Origin of the sequence: Pseudoalteromonas aurantia, from assembly GCF_005886875.1 — a bacterium.
Taxonomy (GTDB): Bacteria; Pseudomonadota; Gammaproteobacteria; order Enterobacterales; family Alteromonadaceae; genus Pseudoalteromonas; species Pseudoalteromonas aurantia_A.
Window position 1 is genome coordinate 1 of sequence record NZ_PNBY01000081.1, and the last position, 19657, is coordinate 19657.

Here is a 19657-nt window from a genome sequence, read left to right on the forward strand (position 1 = left end):
AAATTCAATGTACCATTACATTGCGCTCAATGGCATGTAATTTGAGGTGGTATGACTTTATTAGTTTTAAGGTTATTTATCCATAGTTTTTGATATACCAATGTTTTTAGATAGGTGGGTATTGCTTTATAAGCGTTTATATCAGTTAATAAGCTGGTTTTTTAGCGAATGATTATCTGGATATTTGAATGTGTTATTACGCCTCATGTAATCATACTCGAGGAATAGCGCAACAGAGATTAGTTGATAATAGTGCTTTGAATGAAGGGAGGCAGCAATAGTAAAGCGTTTATCATGTACACTGAATGATAAACGCTTTAAATGTGGGGTTACCTTACACCGAGTAAGGCTTCTTGTTCGGCTTGGCTCGCGAGGTATTCATCGAATGTACCGTGAAAGTTTTCTACTTTCTTATTTTTAATATCGATGATGCGCGTAGCTAAAGATGACACAAATTGACGGTCATGGCTGACAAAAATAAGTGTCCCTTCGTATTCTTTTAACGCGTTGTTTAAGGCTTCGATGGCTTCCATATCCATGTGGTTAGTAGGTTCATCCATAATTAACACGTTTACGTCTTGCATCATTAATTTGCCAAATAATAAACGGTTTTTCTCACCACCCGAGCAGTTTTTGGCTTTTTTATTGGAATCATCGGCAGTAAATAATAAGCGACCTAACATGCCACGTACCATTAAATCATTGTGCTTAGCGGTACGCCACTGTGACATCCAGTCAAATAACGATAAGTCATTGTCAAAATCTTTAGAGCTGTCTTGAGGGCAGTAACCTATTGATGCGTTTTCTGACCACTTTACAACACCTTCATTCGCTTGAAGTTCGTTAACTAGGCAACGTATAAAGGTGGTTTTACCCACACCATTTTCACCAATAATGGCAAGCTTGGCATTTGATTCAAGAATAAGCTCACCTTTTTCAAAAAGCACTTCACCGTCAAATCCATGACCAAAGTCTTCAAGTATTAATGCTTGGCGGTGCATTTTCTTGCCTTCATCAAAACGTAAACTTGGTGCGATACGGCTAGAGTTTTTAACTTCGTCTAAGCTGATTTTGTCCATTTTTTTAGCGCGTGAACTTGCTTGTTTTGCTTTTGATGCATTGGCGCCAAAGCGGTTTACAAAGTCTTGTAATTCATCAATCTCTGACTGCTTCTTGGCGTTGCCCGCTAATAATTGCTCGCGGATCAAAGACGATGCTTCTAAGAATTTTTCATAATTACCAGGGTAAATACGCAATTCACCGTAATCAATGTCGGCCATGTGTGTACAGACTGCATTTAAAAAGTGTCTATCGTGCGAAATAATGATCATGGTACATTTACGCTGGTTTAATTCATTTTCTAACCAACCGATAGTATGAATATCGAGGTTGTTGGTTGGTTCATCCAGCAATAAAATGTCAGGGTTTGCAAATAATGCTTGTGCAAGCAAAACGCGTAATTTCCAGCCGGGTGCAACTTGCGACATCAAACCAAAATGAAACTCTTCCTCGATCCCTGCCTTAAGTAGAATGTCGCCTGCGCGGCTTTCTGCGCTGTAACCATCCATTTCTGCAAATAAGCTCTCAAGTTCAGCGACTTTCATACCATCTTCTTCGCTCATTTCAGGCAAAGAGTAAATACGATCGCGTTCTTGTTTTACTTTCCAAAGCTCTGTGTCACCCATGATCACGGCATCAACAACAGAATAAGCTTCAAATGCAAATTGATCTTGACTTAAATTACCCACTTTTAGGCCTGGAGTAATTGAAACATTACCTGAAGTCGGTGCGAGCGCGCCACTTAAGATTTTCATAAATGTGGATTTACCGCAGCCATTTGCGCCAATTAAGCCATAACGATTGCCATTACCAAATTTAGCAGAAATATTTTCGAACAAGGGTTCTGCACCAAACTGCATGGTGATATTCGCGGTAGATATCAAGATGAATTCCTAAGCAAGGTGAGCTGATAAAAAACAACAGTTATGTTGTTTTTAACAAGCATCAAGGGTTGGTCTAAATGAGGTCGCGAATTATACAGACTACAATGATAGACTGTCGAGTAAAGCTTTATATAAAACAACAAAACCACAATAGAATTTTAAAAAGCGCCATCAAAACAGCACATCCCACCTTGTTGCGTCTTGGCACATACTGGCGAACGGCAAGATGTTCCTAATTTCTTTGCAATAGAAATGATAATTGTAAGATAATGAATCACTATGATTAAAGACTAACGAGGCTTTTAATGACGATTACTCATCCCACTCGCTTTAATGCGGCGGCGTCAAAATATGTGTCGGTATATGCATGGCTAATTATCGTTTTTGCACTTTTATCCCCGGTGCTGCTTGAGTTCGACATTTTCAGATTGATAAAGAATTTGGTCGGTGGGGCGATTGGGCTTTTACTCGTTAAATATATCAAAGTGGGCGATTGTAAAATGATAGCCTCAGCGGCTTTATATTTTACCTTGCAGACAATCCAAGTTGAATATGGTGATTTTAATATAGGGGTGAATTTTGGGATGATGCTTGTGGTGGCATTTAACTTTGATGACATTACCCTGTCAATTAACGTGCTTAGTTTAGTGTTCATGCTATTGATGGCGACTGCTTGGTATAAAAATAACAAAGTCAAAATGTGAATACAGGATCTCACTCTGCGTTAGATATTAAAAAGCGTATCGTACTTCGATGTTGAATTCGGGCCTGATAATGAAGTGATTAGCGTTATAAAGGCTTAAAGTAGAAGACAATAATGTGGCACTATTTAAGTTAATACAATCACTTTTCCAGAGCAATTGTATTCACTTTCAACAGTCAGAATGGCTTTAACATCTCATAATATGAGTAACTTAACCTAGTTGCGCTTACTTACTAGTGGTAACATAAAACGTGACGTAACTAGAGCGCTAACAATGGTGTTCGTCACTATCAACCCTCACATTGTATGTTCATGAGAAATTTTGGTTCGTTCAAAAGCAACTTAGGAAATTCGTTAACCAAAGTATTATATAATTCGATATTACTTTGCTTGATCTTATGCATAATATTGACATGAATTTCGTCTAGTTGGGTATGTTCAATTAAGCTTAGAAGCGCTTTTTTTGGCAGGGCTTGGTGTGTTTGTTCAATTCGTAATAAGTGGAGCTGAAGCCATAGTGGATCAGGGGCTGATGCATTAGGTTTTAACGCAAAGCCGTGTGAAATAAGAAAAGAAACAAGTTCATCACTGTTATTGTTATTATACGTAATGGCGTTTGTAATGAGTGAAATTTGGCGGTGGTCGAAATTGTCTAATCTATGTTGATATTTTAATAATATGGCTTTTTGTTGATCTATTGGTAGCCTGCGGACCAGCAGGTAAAAGTTACTGTCTGTCGGGGTGATGTTTTTGTTGAATAATGCATCAATTTCTGAAGGTGATAATTGTACATTTAAATATATTAATTCTAATAGTGAGGCTCTTTGGGATTCACCTAATTGCTCTAATACCTCTTTTAACTCTCCACTATTTTTTTGTAGAGCTTGATAAGTATTAAAATCGTCCAATGACAAATTAAAGCGCTTGAGATGATTGTTTGCAGACACGAATTTACTCATAAACGTTTCTTTAGGGCAAAATAATGAATGTGCACCTTGCCAACTAGGAGTGAGGGGCTGGGTTGAGTTTTTAACAGTTAGCGGCGCTACATTGAGTGCGATATCATTATTGATAATCTGATTTTTACATATATTTTTAGCAATTGGCGGTGTATTAAGTGATGGGTACGCTGAACTCAATTGCTCTATCAATGCCGTTATTACAGGGTCAATCTTAAAGTCATTCGAATTTATTTCTTCAAATCTCCATAAGGTTTTTTCCAGCCCCAAGTTTGCTAACATTATCCCATAGGGTTTTTCATGGTGATCTTTGCTGTCAACATATATGGGTGATAACTCAAGCAGCGCAGTAATTATTTGTGTTACTTGTGGCTGAGATAAAAATGAAAGGCTGGGGTAAAGCATCGAGTTTTTGATGGGGTGTGGGAAAAAAGTAGGGTTAGTGACCAAAGCCTTTAGTTTGTATATAGCGGTGATTGCGCCATCCATATCTTTATCTTGTAAAGCATTATTTAAAGCTTCACTCCAATGATACATTGCTATATCAGGCAATTGATTAAGCGGCTGGCCTAAGGATTGCGCGTGATCTCCATGTGTATATTGATAACGGGACAGGCCCGTTAAATAGTGTGAATGTTTTGAAAAGTTTGAATGATAACTTAAAGAGTCAATATTTTGAGTAAGGGCATCATGTTGCTCATGATAGAGAGAAAATTGATTTATAGTTATGATCCATTTCATTGCCGCAGAGTAACCAAACATGGCAGCTAACGTTTCAGCAATTTCGTATCGGCCATAGCCATCAAAGTACCATTGCACCGCCTTTGCACTTATAAATTCAATTTTATTATGCAAATATATTTCATGCGCTTTATCAAGCTGCGAGCAATGGGGTTGTTTAGTGAACTCGGGTTCTATAACCACTTTGTCTTTGGAAGGAGGTGGAGAAGTTGTGAGTATTGGCGCTTCAGTGATCAGTTTGCTATTTGCTTCACTACTCTCAGTATCTGCGGTCGTTAAGATAAAATAAAGGTAAATTAGTAACCCCAAGGGTAAAATATAGAGTAAATTCTTACGATCCATCAAAAAACTCCATGCTGTTCTTATTGTGACTGTTACTAAAGCCGATCAATTGTTGAAGTGATAACTTTATTTTTATCGAAGCACTATAGTGATTTACTCGTAAATTTACTACTGATGTTTTAGTATTTTGTCCAGTAGGCAAATCAGTTGTGATATCTCTTTTTCATCTACGTTTGAAAAGCCACATTTAATAAGTTCAGGGATATGCTGGGCTTGTTCCTCAAGTGCGATACCCTGTGGTAACAGCCTAATGCATTTTTTGCGCTTATCGTTTTCGTCACTGGCAATCTGAATAAGCGTTTTAGTGACCATTTTCTTTAAAATTAAAGTCATTGCCCCCCCATCAATGGCGGTTAACTCAACCAACTGGGCAATGGTAATATTATCTTTCTCCCACAGTGCCATCATAACCACATACTGTGGATAGGTGAGATCTAGTGTGTCTAAATGAGAGCGGTAGTGTCTCGTGATGCCATTTGATGCCATATAAAGTCGATGGCATAGCTGATTTTTTAATTTTAACTGTTCATAACTCATGGTGTCCTCCTTGGTCAATATTTTACTTTGCACACAAAGTATTTGCAATTAAGTATTTTCTGAGTATATTAGTTTGCATGCAAACTAAATTGCTTTATGAAAACTACGAAAAAAATATTGGAGAGTGAATATGAATACATTACAAACGATTGCTTATACTGCAAATGCAACGGCGACAGGTGGGCGCGAAGGCAGTGCACAGTCTGATGATGGTCGTTTAGATGTTAAATTGTCTACCCCCAAGGGACTTGGCGGCGATGACGGTGCAGGCACTAATCCCGAGCAGTTATTTGCGGCAGGTTATGCTGCGTGTTTTATTGGCGCACTTAAGTTCGTAGCAGGGCAGAGTAAAGCAAGTTTACCTGCTGCCACGAGTATTGATGCGCAAGTTAGCATTGGCCCAATTGAAGGAGGGTTTGGTATCGCGGCTAAATTAGCTGTTTCTATTCCAGGTATGGAAAAGGCAGAAGCTGAAGTATTAGTAGCACAAGCGCATCAGGTGTGCCCCTATTCGAATGCAACACGAGGTAATATTGCTGTAGAACTATCTGTGTTATAAAAATATAGGGGCGATCAGCCCCTTTGATTTATATAGCGATAAAGTAAAACTAGGATTGAGATGCGTTCAATTTATGTAGCTATTACGCAACGCTTGAGTACTTATTGATTTTTCTATATAAATCTGTGAATAGTTCATTGCACTACATTTTGAATAATGAACAGGGTGAATGGTTTGACTCTCATTTAAAAGAATGGGTCCAGTTATGGGACCCTATTGAAACTTGGTACAAGAGTGACAATAAACGCGACGGGGCAACGTGGCTTGGTGTATCTATTCGCGTGTTTGCACCATAAAACACGGTATTATTATCGTTAGTTCAGTTTTGTTGAGAGATAACACTAAATTGAAAACAGAGTGACCTAAGCCACCATGTTTGTGTATTGCTTATTTCAACCAGTTAATCATTGACGTCATAATTGATTTAATTGCCTGCTCACCTTGAAAACCGCCTTCGTCACAAGGGCGTTCATAGCAAACATCAAAGTGATGGCTACCAAATTCTAGTAAGTGCAGCTCACTTTTCGCGTTACATTGCGTAATACTATGCTGCTCATTGAAGATTAAAGAGCTTTTTTGAGCTGGGCCTCCAACTATATCTCCTGAAGCTGCATTACATAATCTCATTGCTTGACTAACCGAGACAATATTATCTTTCATAGCATGGCTGATAAACATTGCCGGTGCGTTATCAGGATCAATTTCAATGCTCTGCAACAAACTGTTATTGGTAATGATAGGGTCTTGCATAGATAAATCTTGCCACGATGTTTTTCCAGTTAGTTGGGTGAGCATCCATTTTATGTAAGGTTTATCATAGCTTCCGTTTTGTACTTCTTGTAATTGGTGCGCAAAGTCTGGAACGGGGAACATCGGAGCTATCTTATCTATCTTATCTGGGAACTGCTGTGATAACCATACTGCCATATGACCGCCTGCAGATTGACCCATAATGCGTATCGATTTATCGCTGGTTGTATAATTAGAATTATTATTCTGAGCCCATAAGAATGCGTCTTTAATATCTTGTTTACTTTCTTCGATATCGACATTGTTGCACTGAGCACCAGCGTCACCAACATTACTGACAAGTCGATAAAAAGGCATATAAACCATAAATCCCGCTTCAGTGAAGTGTGCAATTTGCACTTCAGCTGAACGGCCAGTATCTTGTCTAGCAACCCAACCACCTCCATGGATCAGCATCAGTGGTGTAGCATTGTGCGAGTTGGCTTTTTTATAAACACGCATTTCTAAATGACACGCGCCGTTTTTGTTATAGGTTGTTTTATAAGTATTACGCTGTAGTAGCGGTAATTGAGTCGTACTGTGCGGTAATGTGGTTATTGGTAATATTGATTGATAACCGGGGATCCAAGCATCTTGTACATGGTTTAGATCGCGACTGTTACCGTAATTACGCGCTGTATAATCAAAGTTTCTTATACAATATTGGGTATCAGATCCTTGCTTGTACTCGATAGAGTGGTTGCATTGCTGGTCTGTGTAGTACCAGTCCCTTTTGGCATTCAGTGCTGATATAGCAGTGCATTGGCCGTCTTGCTTATATAAAGTTGGTAAAAGAGAGTTTGAAGAACGGCTACCAACTGCGCGTAAACAAAGCTGAGCATGCCCAGATAATCTGGCTAGCTCTATATTCGGTTGAGGCGCAGTTAATAGCTCTCGTATTTTATCATCGTAATGGGCTAAATAACCCATGCTTGCGGCAAACGGTGTATTTGGGTGGTAGGGTTTTTCTGATAGGTAGTATTCAAGAAGATCGTTGGGCGTGGGTATTTGTGCACTTAATGCTGATGCAGAGCAAGCGAGTGCGCTTAGCATTGCGACTTTCATTATTTGTCTCATTTCTTTCCTTAGTTAATAATTGCTTATATTATTTTTCTCTTGATTAAAGACGTACTTGAACGCCTAAGATTTACTAAAGATGAAAAGAGGTGAGTGAGTTATTACACTTTATGTAAAGCCAAATATAGCAAATAGTTAGCTGATTTAATTGACTTAAATCGCAGCAAGGGGAAAGAGCAAAGTGAGTATAAAGCACTTTACTCCGCTGGTGTCTAAACCCTAATATTCCAATTGGCCGCCATTATTGATAAAAGCGGCGTATTCGTTCCATACATCTTCAACGCCTCGGCCGATTGTTTGTCTAAATGCAGAATCGAATGACCACGTATAATTGCCCATGTCTTTGGCTGCTTTGTTGAATTTATAGATAAATTGGTTATCAACGCGGCTTTGTACATAATGGAAAAAGAACCCTGTTGTTGTATAGCCACCTAGCCACTTTTTAGGGTCATTAACATTAGGCTGACGGGTTTTGTGAAAGCCTGCGCCAATACGCACGCCATCGGCTAAGCCTTCAGTAAATGCCCAATAGGCTTGACCATCACCATAGGAGTCATGCGTGAGAGGCGAGTTGTTATAACCATGAGTCACCTCATGGAATAAAATGCCATCAATTTCATCTGCGATAGCCGCATCTGAGTTTCCGCCTTCTCGATAGAGTTTTTCTAGATGAGTGGTACTCACCACAATAGTCATCTCACCTGAACCATCTTCCCCCATTTTGTACGCGACAAACTCTTTGCCCCAGTGATCTTTGGCGCGTAATTCAAAACGCAACTTTTTAAAACGGTTAGATTCTATAGGGTCTTTATATAAAACTTGTGCAACGTCGATACAGCGCTGCGCCATATGTGCGGCTGGGTCTTGAATAATACGCCTAAGTAGCTGCGAACCTTGTGTTTCTGGGTTTAGGTCAACAAAATCGACCACTGGCTTTTTCCATTGTCCATTGCCCGGATCCGTGGGCACATTTTCTTTAATGTTGATATTAAATTGCGTATTAGAATACCCATAAACTGAAACATATAAATCGTTGCTGGTGGCGCTGCATTGCTCATTCGCTGTAGGGGAAGTACTTTGGCAAATATGCTGATTTGTTGTTGCTACAGATCCCGCGTTCAAATATAAGTCAGCATCGCCAGTGCCTGAGGTGGCTGCAATGACTTCGTTGCCCACGTTATAAGGGCCAAAATGCTGCCATTGACCGGCTGCGAGAGCATAACTTTCGTTGACGGGTAGAGTAGGCGTGCCATTGTCACCGCCGGCGTGGCCAAATAACTGTATTTCAGCCAATTGTAAAATTGCCGCGCCGTTATTATTTTGAATGCTTAGGCGTACTTGGTTAAATGCACGAGTGTTACTGAAGTTATAGTATTTGGTTTGATGACGACTGGCAAAGGTTTGAGTATTTTGTATGTTTAGTGTTGTCCAATTAACGCCATCATTTGAGCCTTGTAACTCCCAGTTTTTAGGATCTCTGCTTGGGGCGTCATTGGCAGACGTTATACTGTAACCTTGTATAATCATAGTATTTGAGAATTGGTAATTCAGCCAACCTGTTGACTCAAACGTCAACCATTTGGTGTACTGCTCGTTATCGAATGCGTGATAGGCTGACTCGTGACTACCATTTTCAGCTGAGGCTGTCATCGCTGCCGAGTTCGGTTGTGTCACATCGTCACTTATTGCCGTGGTTGCAAACGCATGGGAGCTAATACTGGCAAACATCGCGAGTAGTAGAGACTGCTTGTTTAAATATTTATTACTGTTAATCATCATTTTCACCTTTTGTTGTATCGTTCCATTTTTGAGTTTTTATATATAACTGTTCATAAGAACAGGCTATGAAACATTAAAGCGCATAAATTATTAATGCATTTGGAACGATCTAAATATCGATGGTATTTAAAGTGCTGTCAAACGATAAACTGCGGAGTATAGACATTAAAATGTAATCAAACCCTGCTAAAGCAATGATTATTATATATACATTTGTTTATATGTATTTGGTTATAATATATACCGATATGAAATAAACAAAGTGAGCTATAAAACGTTTTTGAAGCAGGTTTATAACTAATTGCATGATTCTATTGATTTGTTTTATAACTTATTTGAAGAGGTGTAAGAGAGTGGCGCATAGGGTATACGCCACACCTTTTGTTTACGGGGTCGTGAATTGCACATTGTCTAATTGATAAACCGCTCCATCACCTGTGCCCCATGTTGGGAATACCATGATGATCTTCACAGCTGAAAGATTCAGTCCCGCAGCTTCTAACTCAGATAATGCGAACGTGTAATGTTGCCATTGGTCCTGTTGCGGCGCGATCCCTTCTTGGCTTTGTGACAGTTTTAGCTCGGCAAACACCTGATTAGTAATGCCTTCCACTTTGATGAGCCAATCTCCGCTAGTGTCTGTTGGCTGTGATAACACTTTTAGGTCAAACTCAAGGGTGCCATTGCTCAGCGTACTTGCGTCGAAACTTACACTACTCATAATGCCTGCCACAGTGGGCGTACTGTTGAAAGTATATTGGGCAACGGTTGCGTAACTGCTATCGTCAGACTGAACTTGCTCGACAGTTGCACCGCCACAACAATCCCACAACTCCCAGGTTGGTGCAATTGTACCGTCGTAGATCATCAGACCATTACTTGAGGAGGGGGGAGGCGTGTCCGTTGAAGTTGATTTTTCCCAGCGAACGTTGTCAATTTGTAATGTCACACCTTGTTGATCACCCCAAGTAGGATAAATCACCAGCCCCGTATTAACCGATTTAGGGTTTAAACCAAAATTAACTAAATCAGTGATTGGCACAGTGATGGTTTGCCACTGGTTATCGGCTATAACACCGAGGACTTGATCACCTGTTGTACATGGAAATATACAGTCTATTTTGTAGCTTATGCCACTGGTTGTTTGTGCATAATCAAGCACCTTAATATCAAAAATTAATGCCCCGTTTTGGTAGTCACTCACATCAATGGGCTGTGCAGATTGAAAATACAGTAAACCGTCGGCACCGTTATTAGAAAACCCAATTTCGAGTACTTTACCGCGATCAGCATCATCACTGTCAACGGTGGACCAAGTTACATGATTATTGCTTTGACCATCAAAGTAATCTGCACCCGTAATGGTGTCCCATGCACCAATCCCATTTGTCCAAATATCGGCGTTAACCGCATCATCGAATACCGTGATTTGTTCTCCTTCAATCTCAACTTTGGGTGGATTGATGCCGCACCCGCCGCTGTCTTTGTGACCACACATTAGTGCGATGTTATCTAACTGCACATGTGCAGCACCACTAAATTCAATAACAAATAAATTAACTACAGCGTTCATGTCTAGAGGCTGTTGACCGGGCGTTGCTAATAACTCATTAATAGGCACCGAGACTCTGTTCCACTGATCCATTTTCAGTGTATTAACAGGGATCACCTTTTCTCCTAGTGCAGGCCAACCACTGTCCATTTTGATCAGTATATTACTGTCGGCAGTGGTCTTTGCGCTATTGATAAACAGATCAAATTTTAGCTCACCGGCATGCAGTTTCCAAGGTTCAGCAGAGCTACCCATACCAAACAAGGCAAATGTCTCTTTGTCTGTGGCGCTGATTGCCATATTGCCCATATTGCTAGTGCTGATCTCAAGCACCGTATTGTGCTCGCCACCAATATCCACTTCGCTTAAACTCATTGCACCGTCGTTGTCCCATGCGATTTCCGCGGTTAAGCCGCGAGAAACAGTCTCATCGTTTATGTGCCACGTTATGTCTTGCGCTTTATCTATAAATAAAGGGTAATTGGCGATATGTACGTCACTTGGCGCTGTAATTGTAGCGGCCGCATTGACGTTAGTGACACAGCCAACACCTGCTTGTGAAGTAGAGTCACATTGATATACCCTGACATAATCCACTTCCATGACTGCGGGAAATTGTGTTTGTGAATCAGGTGAGCCAGGTAAATTACCGCCAACGGCTAGATTGAGTAATAAATGAAAGTCTTGATCAAAAGGCGCACCTGGTTTTGATACGTACCCTAATTCAGAATTCTCGTAGTAATAACTCCACCAAGTATCTGAGGAAACGGTCGCATAGTGCACGTCATCTACGTACCAGCGAATTTCATCTTGTTCCCATTCTACGGCATATAAATGAAATGCGTCTGTCACATTGAGGCTATGTTGTCCGCCAGCACTGCGATTAAGCGGCCATGCCATGCCATAGTGAATGGTTCCCAACACTTTTTGATCTGTGGTGAGACTAAACAGCTCCATAATGTCGATTTCGCCTCCCGATGCCCAACCGCCATATTGACTATTTGTTGGCAACATCCAAAATGCTGACCATAAACCTTGGCCATATGGGGCTTTTACGCTCGCTTCGATCCGGCCATACGTTATGTCGACTTTTGCTTCAGACTTCATGCGCCCAGAGGTGTAGTTGTAATTATTAGTCTGTTGTTCTTGTGCGGTAATAATAAGTTTACCATCTGCGACGGTGATATTTTCTTCTTGATACCACTGTAGTTCGTTGTTGCCCCATCCAATTAATCCATACTGTGAGCCGTCGCCTGTTTCAACCTGCCAGTGCTGTGAGTCTAAGGAGGTGCCGTTAAATTCGTCTGACCATATCATGGTCCATGCTTTTGCATTGCTTGCTAATGCAACCGTCACTGTAAAGCTTTGTGTGGTACTGAGCTTACCATCAGACACAATGAGCACGACGTCGTGCTCACCAATATGTGTGGTGCTGGGCGTGCCAGCGAGCACATTGTTTTCAAACGACAGCCAGCTCGGGAGAGTCTGTGCTTGATAGCTGAGCGAGTCGCCATCAATATCTTCGCCTGTTGCGGTATAGCTATAAGGTTGTTGTGCCGACGCACTGGTATTGGCTGTACTAGAGAACGTAGGCGCCGTGTTAAAGCTAAGCTGCTCTCTAGACGACTCTCCACTTGAGTCGGAGCAACCAGATGCAAAAATCATGGTTGAAACGAGCAGAGAATAGGCGCATAACCGCTGAGTTCGATTTATTGTCTTCATAGTTCAATCTCTTTTCAGTCTAAATGGTGTAACCGCTTACATATGGTTTTAACTCATTCCTTGAATATCAATTAAATGATTGTATGCATTGTTATATGCACAATGTTTAAGGTGAAGTGTTGCGAGCCAGGGCTAGCAACACGTTATTAATTACTCCCGTATTTGTTGGGCAGTTGTATTACGGGCAATGATGCATTGGGTGCGCTTTTGGTCGCGTGTGTACTAAACGAATATTGGCGAGACTAATGGTCGTATCGACCTCTGCAGCAATCGCAAATGGGCTAAACACGCTGGCAAACGCGGTAACATGGCTAAAGCATTTGGTACTTATTGCCGTACTTTGCCATTGTTCGATTAGTTCAGTATTTACAACGTTTGCAAGGGGAATACCTCGGCTACAGTTCTCATCGCAGTTAATACCGAACTTGGCGGTAAATCCCGCTTTGTTTGATACTTTAATGTCAAACATTAATGCGCTATCTGGCGCGGTAAAGTCACGTAAATCTTCAGGAAAAACATGACTAATGGCAACTTTTGCTGGTTGAGCCTGTGAAAATGTGATCTGACGCGCATCTTCTTGCACGTTTTTGTCGATGGTTCTGACTTGAATCGCGTCAAGTGCTACTGCGTTGCTACTCATCTGCTTACGTTGTACTTGGCTCACAATGTTAAGCGTCCACGGACTTTTGACGGTGCCTTGTAAAATTGGGTGTATTTTTGGCCCCGCTGTTGGCTCTGCTATGGTGGTATCGAGGTGGGGCACTTGTACATTATCACGATAGGTTAAGCCATATCCGAAGGCAAATAGGGGTGAATAGTGGGCGTCATGCACATTCAGGTGGTGGTCGGTCACTTGTGCAGGCCAAGAAAACGACAGCTTACCCGTAAAGTCGTAATTGACTGTTCCCGTTTTGGTTTTAAATAATACATCAGCAATCGCACTCCCTTCTGAGCCTGGCAGCCAAGCGGCAACAAACGCATCTGAATGATTCAGCTCTGGGTTTACCCACAGCGGTCGACCTGATAAAAACACCGATACCACAGGCAGCCCTTGGAGTTTAAACTTTTTCAGCAAGGCTAAATCACGTTTGTTGGCTTTTTGATATTCCACGCTATTTAAGTCGCCGTTGCCTTCTGCATAAGGGTTTTCACCAAACACCATGATCACCACATCTGGTCGCGTACTGAATTCGCCATTTGGACTTAATGTCACTTTACCACCAGCGGCACTAACATGTTGTAGTACCCCGTCATAAACAGAGCTGCCACCAGGGAAGTCTTTGTTTGTATTGCCTGTGCCTTGCCATGTAATAGACCAGCCACCAGATTGCTTTGCGATGTTATCGGCACCGTCGCCTGCAAGAAGTATGTTACTACTGGGTTTTAGCGGCAGTGTCTGCTGGTTATTTTTTAGCAGTACTAAGCTTTCTCTTACAGCTTGCTTAGCGACTTTTCGATGCTCAGTATGGCCAATTAAATGCTGTTTTCCCGCTAAAACTCGCTTAGCTGGGCTAGGTTTTGTAAACAAACCAGCACGTACTTTCACTCTTAGAATTCGGGATACGGCATCGTCAATACGTGATAATGCAATTTCCCCCTGCTGTACTTGCGCAAGGGTGTTTTGGAGCAGAGGCTTCCATGCTTTGGTCGGCACCATAAACATATCTAGGCCCGCATTGATACTTTTGCTACAGCTTTCATTGCTGCATCCTTGAACTTGCCCGTGGCCGTTCCAGTCACCAACTACAAAGCCATCAAAGCCCATTTTTTGTTTTAATACATCGGTGAGCAAATATTTATTGCCATGGATTTTATCGCCATGCCAGCTATTGAATGACGCCATGACGGTTTGCGCGCCAGCACTTAGACCATGGACATAACCTTGGGCATGAATATCAAATAAGGTTTGTTCACTGTCGATATTATTACCTTGGTCGTCCCCCCCAACGGTGCCGCCGTCACCCAAAAAGTGCTTTACAGTACTAATGACCTGTTCATCACCTAAAAAATTACTATGTGGTTTGCCTTGTAACCCCGTGACAATGGCTGATGCATATTGGCCTACAATAACGGGATCTTCAGAATACCCTTCATAGGTTCTGCCCCAGCGGTCGTCACGCACTACAGCAACCGTGGGGGCAAATACCCAGTCAATCCCGGTTGCCATCACTTCTTTTGCGGTAATTTGGGCGATCTTTTCGATTAGGTCGGGGTTATTTGCCGCGCCGAGCCCAATATTATGAGGAAATAGCGTCGCGCCAATGACATTATTGTGGCCGTGTACCGCATCGGTTCCCCACATGGTCGGTATTTTGCTGCCATCTAAGCTGTCGTCTATGGAAGCTTGGTACATTTGCTCAGCCAGATTAACCCAATCTGCTGCACTGGCGTGTTTGTTGTTATTGGGAAAAGCCCCCCCTCCATTGAGGTATGAACCAAACCCATACCGGCGCATATCTTCAACGGTGATATCGCGAATTTCTGGTTGGATCATCTGCGCGATTTTTTGCTCTAACGTCATCTGAGCGAGTATAGATTCTACCTGCTGCTCAACGTCAGAATTTGTATCAAGTTTATAGTGTAAAGTTGGCCACACACTGGATCGTGTGGTTGTTTGCGATTCATGTTGTGTACAACTCAGTGTTGATAGCGACATTAAAAGCACACTGATATAGTGAAGTGGTGTTGTCATTTTCATTCCAATTACTTAGTAAATCGAGAGAATTTCTGTGCCGACGTACCTTTTAAACCGTAGTAGGCGATGTATAAAAAGCACAATAGTGGCAATATGAAAGAATGCTGTAATCCAATCGCATCGGCTAAAACACCCTGTAATAAAGGTAAAATAGCGCCGCCCACAATGGCTAAGCAGAGAATACCAGAGCCTTGACTGGTGAGTTGCTTTAAAGAGTTGATTGCGAGGCTAAAAATAGTAGGAAACATAATGGAATTACATAGACCAATCAGTAGCATAGCCCACATTGCACTTTCACCATTACCGAGCATGGCAAATAACAGTAACGTTGAACCTGCCAATGCATTGAATACCAGCACGTGTGCAGCGTTGACTTTTTGCATGACGGCCGCGCCGATGAACCGACCTACCATAGCCCCCCCCCAAAAATAGGCTATCAAATGCGCTGCTTCTGCTTCTTCAAGTGCTGCGATATTATTTAGACCAATATAGTTGATCAGAAAGCTGCCAATACTGACTTCAGCACCAACGTATAAAAAAAGCGCAATGGCCCCGAGCGATAAATGCTTATATTGTAGTACTTCGAATCGGCGAATGTGCGCAAGGTCAGAAGTGTTTGTGTTTGGCTGCTCTGCATTTAAAGTGGGTAACTTGAGTAACGAAAATATCACCGCAAGAATAAATAGCGTTCCTGCAAGTATTAAATAGGCCGTTTGCACAGAGCTTTGATCTGTTCTGCCATCGCTTGCAGCGATCCCTGCGGATAAAATCATGGTGCTGCCGAACATAGGCGCGACGGTTGTACCAAGTGAATTAAATGCTTGTGTCATGGTTAATCGTGACGAGGCTGTTTTACTGTCACCTAAAATACTGACAAAAGGGTTGGCTGATACTTGTAAAATAGTGATCCCTGAGGCCAGCACAAATAACGCCCCCAAAAACAGACTATATTGTTTTAATGCAGCTGCGGGGTAGAACAAAGTACAGCCTATACTGGCAATGATAAGGCCTAGCACAATACCTCTTTGAAATCCGAGTTTGCTGATCAGCTTGCCAGCAGGCAAAGAGACAATGAAATACGCGCTAAAAAAGCAAAATTGTATCAGCATGGCTTGTGTATAGCTCAAGGAGAACATAGCTTTTAAATAAGGGATCAAAATGTCATTGAGGCAGGTAATAAACCCCCACATAAAAAAAAGCGTGGTTAATGATCCTAACGCAAAGCGAGTGTTTTGACTTCCACTTTGCGTATGATGCTCTGAGTGTGTGCTGATCGGTATGCCTGCCATAATGACTCCTATACAACCTGTTTCGTGCTGTTGATTTGTTATTCTCGTTTTAAATTTCTTGACCAAATGATGCTTAACGATTAACTTTAGTAAAAAATGTAAGCGCTTTCATTTATAGCACACCAATTAACTAAAGCAACCTAGTTTTAAAAAAACACTTGCTACATTGTGTGATGTAAACGCAAAAAATTGCGCTAAATAAATAGCTCAAAACAGATAGGACGGCACAATGAAGCAGTTAACTATTCCAGACAATTCTATGATGAACGACTGGCAGTTTATTTTTGGTGTGGCAACGTCTGCTTTTCAAATTGAAGGTCAATCAAGTACAAGACAATCCACTATTTGGGACACATTCTGTCATACATCTGGTGCCATTGTTGATGGATCGAATGGGGATGTTGCCTGCGATCACCTGACCCATTGGCGTGATGATGTATCGTTAATTGATAGCTTAGGAGTCGGTGCCTATCGGTTTTCGGTATCGTGGGGCAGGGTGCTCAATCATGATGGTTCAGTCAATACCAAAGGGATGCAATTTTATCTTGATTTATTAACTGAGCTTGAAAAGCGCAATATAAAAGCCTTTGTTACTTTATATCACTGGGACTTGCCACAAGCGCTAGAAAACAATGGGGGGTGGTTAAACAGAGAGACAGCCTTTGCGTTTGAGCAGTATGTTGATGTGGTATCCAAAGCGTTTAAAGGTAAGGTATATTCATATGCAACATTAAATGAGCCTTGGTGTAGTGCTTATTTAGGGTATGAAATAGGCATTCATGCGCCTGGGATATCAGGAAAGCAATACGGTAAAAAAGCAGCACATCACTTATTGCTAGCCCATGGTCTCGCGATGCAAGTATTGCAAAAAAACAGCCCCGAAAGTCAAAATGGTATTGTGCTCAATTTTAGTCCTTGTTTTGCTGCGAGCACCAATCAAGCCGATATAGACGCTGCTAAGCTTGCCGATCAGCATTTTAATCATTGGTATATTAAACCTCTGATTGAAGGCAAGTACCCAGATATTATTGACGCGCTAAGCCCCGATCATCAGCCAGATATCAAAGTCGGTGATATGGATATTATTGCAGCCAATTTAGATTTTTTGGGCGTGAACTATTACAGTCGTTCGGTATATCGCAGTTGCGAACAAGATGAATTTAAATTAGTGGCTCCTGCAACGTTCAGTGTAACTCAAATGGGGTGGGAAATTTACCCACAAGGTTTAAGTAAATTGTTGATTGATTTAAATAAGCACTACACTTTACCACCTGTTTATATCACAGAGAATGGGGCCGCCATGAACGATGAGCCGATACAGGGAAAAATAATCGATTTAGACAGAGTTGCTTACTTTAATACGCACCTTGCAGCGGTAGACACCGCGATGAAGCAAGGTGTAGATGTTCGAGGGTACTTTGCATGGAGCTTAATGGATAATTTTGAATGGGCCGAAGGTTATGAGAAACGCTTTGGTATAGTTTATGTCGATTACCAAACACAACAACGCACTTTAAAAGAAAGCGCAAAACAATACAGGAATATGCTGCTCAACAGATAATAATGCATTCGCGAGGTGACGTATGATACTAACAAAAAAAGAAAAGATAGCGTACGGATTAGGTGATACAGCAAGCAACCTTATTTTCCAAACAGTGATGATGTTTCTATTAATTTTTTATACCGATGTTATGGGGATTGATGCCGCATTAGTCGGCACGTTATTTTTGGTAGTAAGGATATTTGATGCTGTTACGGATCCGCTGATGGGGGCATTGGCAGATAGAACACACACTAAATATGGGCAGTACCGGCCTTATTTACTATGGCTAGCTGTACCATTTTCAGTGATATGTATACTGACATTTACCACACCGGATTGGCCGTATGAATTAAAAGTGGCTTATGCATTTGTGACATACGCGTTACTCATGCTGGTTTATACCGCAATTAATATCCCTTATTCAGCGCTGGGTGGTGTGTTAACGGTTGACCCAAAAGAACGGGTGTCTTTGCAATCTTATCGCTTTGTTTGCGGCATGTTAGGGGGACTCATCATTGCAGCGGGCACCATGCCGCTGGTGGAGCTGCTAGGTGAAGGCAATCAACAAAAAGGGTATCAATACACCATGGCAGTGATGAGTGTATTGGGGTTGGTGTTGTTTATACTGTGCTTTTTAGGCACCACTGAACGTGTGTTGCCTCATCAAAAAAGAGTCGCAAAGGCGTCGGTTTTTTCAGATTTTAAGTTATTAGCTAAAAATGATCAGTGGCAGTTACTGTCTTTTGCTGGACTGTGTCTACTGACAGGCCAAGTATTAAAAGCCTCATTGGCTGTGTATTTTGTAAAATATTACTTAGAATTACCAGATTTGGTTACGCACTTTGTGACCATCGGCATGATCATGAGTATTTTAGGGTGTGCGTGTTCTAGTTGGCTGGCTAATAGGGTGTGTAAAGTAAAGGCTTATGTCGCACTGCAACTGATCAGCGCACTGTTATGCGCACTGGCTTATTGGGTACCTAAAGAGCAGTGGCAGTGGGCGTTTGTGATGTTTGCAATGTGGAGTTTCTTTTTGCAAATGGCAACGCCAATTTTATGGGCAATGATGGCTGATACTATTGACTATGGGCAGCTTAAAACGTCACGGAGGATCACCGGTATGGTCTATTCATCAGTGGTGTTTTTTATTAAACTGGGCATTGCATTAGGAGGCGCAATTGCAGGGTGGCAATTAAGTTATTATGGCTATCAAGCAGATATAGTGCAGTCACACGATACTCAGCAAGGTATTGTACTGAGCTTCACCCTCTTACCAGCTGTTGGCTCGTTGGTGGTTGCGATGATCATGACGCGCTATAAACTAAACGCGGATGAAATGGCACAGGTGCAAAGTCAGTTGTGTAAAGTAGAATAATAAAAAGAGTAGTTTAGCAATTCACTAAGCTGAGAGCGAAGCAGAACGAGGG

At 41.6% G+C, this 19657-nt stretch carries 13 protein-coding genes; 5 read left to right on the forward strand and 8 right to left on the reverse strand.

Annotated elements, in window-relative coordinates; genetic code table 11:
- Positions 1 to 329 precede the first annotated feature (329 nt).
- On the reverse strand, positions 330 to 1943 hold the full coding sequence (locus CWC18_RS16155; protein ID WP_138675679.1) for an ABC-F family ATPase: 1614 nt from the start codon (positions 1941 to 1943) through the stop codon (positions 330 to 332).
- A gap of 305 nt (positions 1944 to 2248) precedes the next feature.
- On the opposite strand from CWC18_RS16155, the gene CWC18_RS16160 reads away from it, so the two are divergent.
- Positions 2249 to 2647 carry a hypothetical protein gene (locus CWC18_RS16160; protein WP_138675680.1) on the forward strand — a complete coding sequence of 133 codons (399 nt, stop codon included), beginning with the start codon at positions 2249 to 2251 and terminating at the stop codon, positions 2645 to 2647.
- 289 nt (positions 2648 to 2936) lie between these two features.
- Here the strand turns inward: CWC18_RS16160 and CWC18_RS16165 are convergent, their stop codons facing one another.
- Positions 2937 to 4688, reverse strand: coding sequence for a hypothetical protein (locus CWC18_RS16165; RefSeq protein ID WP_138675681.1), 1752 nt, complete (start codon positions 4686 to 4688; stop codon positions 2937 to 2939).
- A gap of 108 nt (positions 4689 to 4796) precedes the next feature.
- Positions 4797 to 5225 (reverse strand): MarR family winged helix-turn-helix transcriptional regulator, encoded by a 429-nt coding sequence (locus CWC18_RS16170; RefSeq protein WP_138593033.1) that lies wholly within the window; start codon positions 5223 to 5225, stop codon positions 4797 to 4799.
- A gap of 130 nt (positions 5226 to 5355) precedes the next feature.
- On the opposite strand from CWC18_RS16170, the gene CWC18_RS16175 reads away from it, so the two are divergent.
- The gene (locus CWC18_RS16175; RefSeq protein WP_138593034.1) at positions 5356 to 5784 is read left to right on the forward strand and encodes an organic hydroperoxide resistance protein; all 429 of its coding nucleotides are present in this window, start codon (positions 5356 to 5358) and stop codon (positions 5782 to 5784) included.
- A gap of 149 nt (positions 5785 to 5933) precedes the next feature.
- Entirely contained in the window at positions 5934 to 6080 is a 147-nt protein-coding gene (locus CWC18_RS21075; RefSeq protein ID WP_171041136.1) for a hypothetical protein, read from the forward strand.
- A gap of 91 nt (positions 6081 to 6171) precedes the next feature.
- On the opposite strand, the gene CWC18_RS16180 is transcribed toward CWC18_RS21075, so the two are convergent.
- The 5 genes from CWC18_RS16180 to CWC18_RS16200 form a co-directional block, all read right to left on the reverse strand.
- Positions 6172 to 7650, reverse strand: a complete 1479-nt coding sequence (locus tag CWC18_RS16180) for an alpha/beta hydrolase (RefSeq protein WP_138675682.1) — start codon at positions 7648 to 7650, stop codon at positions 6172 to 6174.
- Positions 7651 to 7869: 219 nt separating this feature from the next.
- Positions 7870 to 9429, reverse strand: a complete 1560-nt coding sequence (locus CWC18_RS16185; protein ID WP_249348076.1) for a basic secretory protein-like protein — start codon at positions 9427 to 9429, stop codon at positions 7870 to 7872.
- Positions 9430 to 9814: 385 nt separating this feature from the next.
- Positions 9815 to 12703 carry a family 16 glycosylhydrolase gene (locus CWC18_RS16190; RefSeq protein WP_138593037.1) on the reverse strand — a complete coding sequence of 963 codons (2889 nt, stop codon included), beginning with the start codon at positions 12701 to 12703 and terminating at the stop codon, positions 9815 to 9817.
- A gap of 178 nt (positions 12704 to 12881) precedes the next feature.
- Complete coding sequence (locus tag CWC18_RS16195) at positions 12882 to 15401, reverse strand: glycoside hydrolase family 3 protein (RefSeq protein WP_138675683.1); 2520 nt, start codon at positions 15399 to 15401, stop codon at positions 12882 to 12884.
- Between the two features lie 5 nt (positions 15402 to 15406).
- Positions 15407 to 16690: a sugar MFS transporter gene (locus tag CWC18_RS16200; RefSeq protein ID WP_432760753.1), complete on the reverse strand. Its 1284-nt coding sequence runs from the start codon at positions 16688 to 16690 to the stop codon at positions 15407 to 15409.
- Between the two features lie 226 nt (positions 16691 to 16916).
- Here CWC18_RS16200 and CWC18_RS16205 point away from each other — a divergent pair, with 226 nt between their 5' ends.
- Positions 16917 to 18248, forward strand: a complete 1332-nt coding sequence (locus CWC18_RS16205; protein WP_138593040.1) for a GH1 family beta-glucosidase — start codon at positions 16917 to 16919, stop codon at positions 18246 to 18248.
- 25 nt (positions 18249 to 18273) lie between these two features.
- Positions 18274 to 19605: a glycoside-pentoside-hexuronide (GPH):cation symporter gene (locus CWC18_RS16210; RefSeq protein ID WP_138675689.1), complete on the forward strand. Its 1332-nt coding sequence runs from the start codon at positions 18274 to 18276 to the stop codon at positions 19603 to 19605.
- Positions 19606 to 19657: the final 52 nt, after the last annotated feature.

Bases quoted from the DNA above. Each gene is read 5' to 3' on its own strand.
- CWC18_RS16175 (WP_138593034.1), top strand. From the start codon at position 5,356: ATGAATACATTACAAACGATTGCTTATACTGCAAATGCAACGGCGACA.
- CWC18_RS16160 (WP_138675680.1), top strand. From the start codon at position 2,249: ATGACGATTACTCATCCCACTCGCTTTAATGCGGCGGCGTCAAAATAT.
- CWC18_RS16190 (WP_138593037.1), bottom strand. From the start codon at position 12,703: ATGAAGACAATAAATCGAACTCAGCGGTTATGCGCCTATTCTCTGCTC.
- CWC18_RS16185 (WP_249348076.1), bottom strand. From the start codon at position 9,429: ATGATGATTAACAGTAATAAATATTTAAACAAGCAGTCTCTACTACTC.
- CWC18_RS16165 (WP_138675681.1), bottom strand. From the start codon at position 4,688: ATGGATCGTAAGAATTTACTCTATATTTTACCCTTGGGGTTACTAATT.
- CWC18_RS16195 (WP_138675683.1), bottom strand. From the start codon at position 15,401: ATGAAAATGACAACACCACTTCACTATATCAGTGTGCTTTTAATGTCG.
- CWC18_RS16205 (WP_138593040.1), top strand. From the start codon at position 16,917: ATGAAGCAGTTAACTATTCCAGACAATTCTATGATGAACGACTGGCAG.
- CWC18_RS16180 (WP_138675682.1), bottom strand. From the start codon at position 7,650: ATGAGACAAATAATGAAAGTCGCAATGCTAAGCGCACTCGCTTGCTCT.
- CWC18_RS16170 (WP_138593033.1), bottom strand. From the start codon at position 5,225: ATGAGTTATGAACAGTTAAAATTAAAAAATCAGCTATGCCATCGACTT.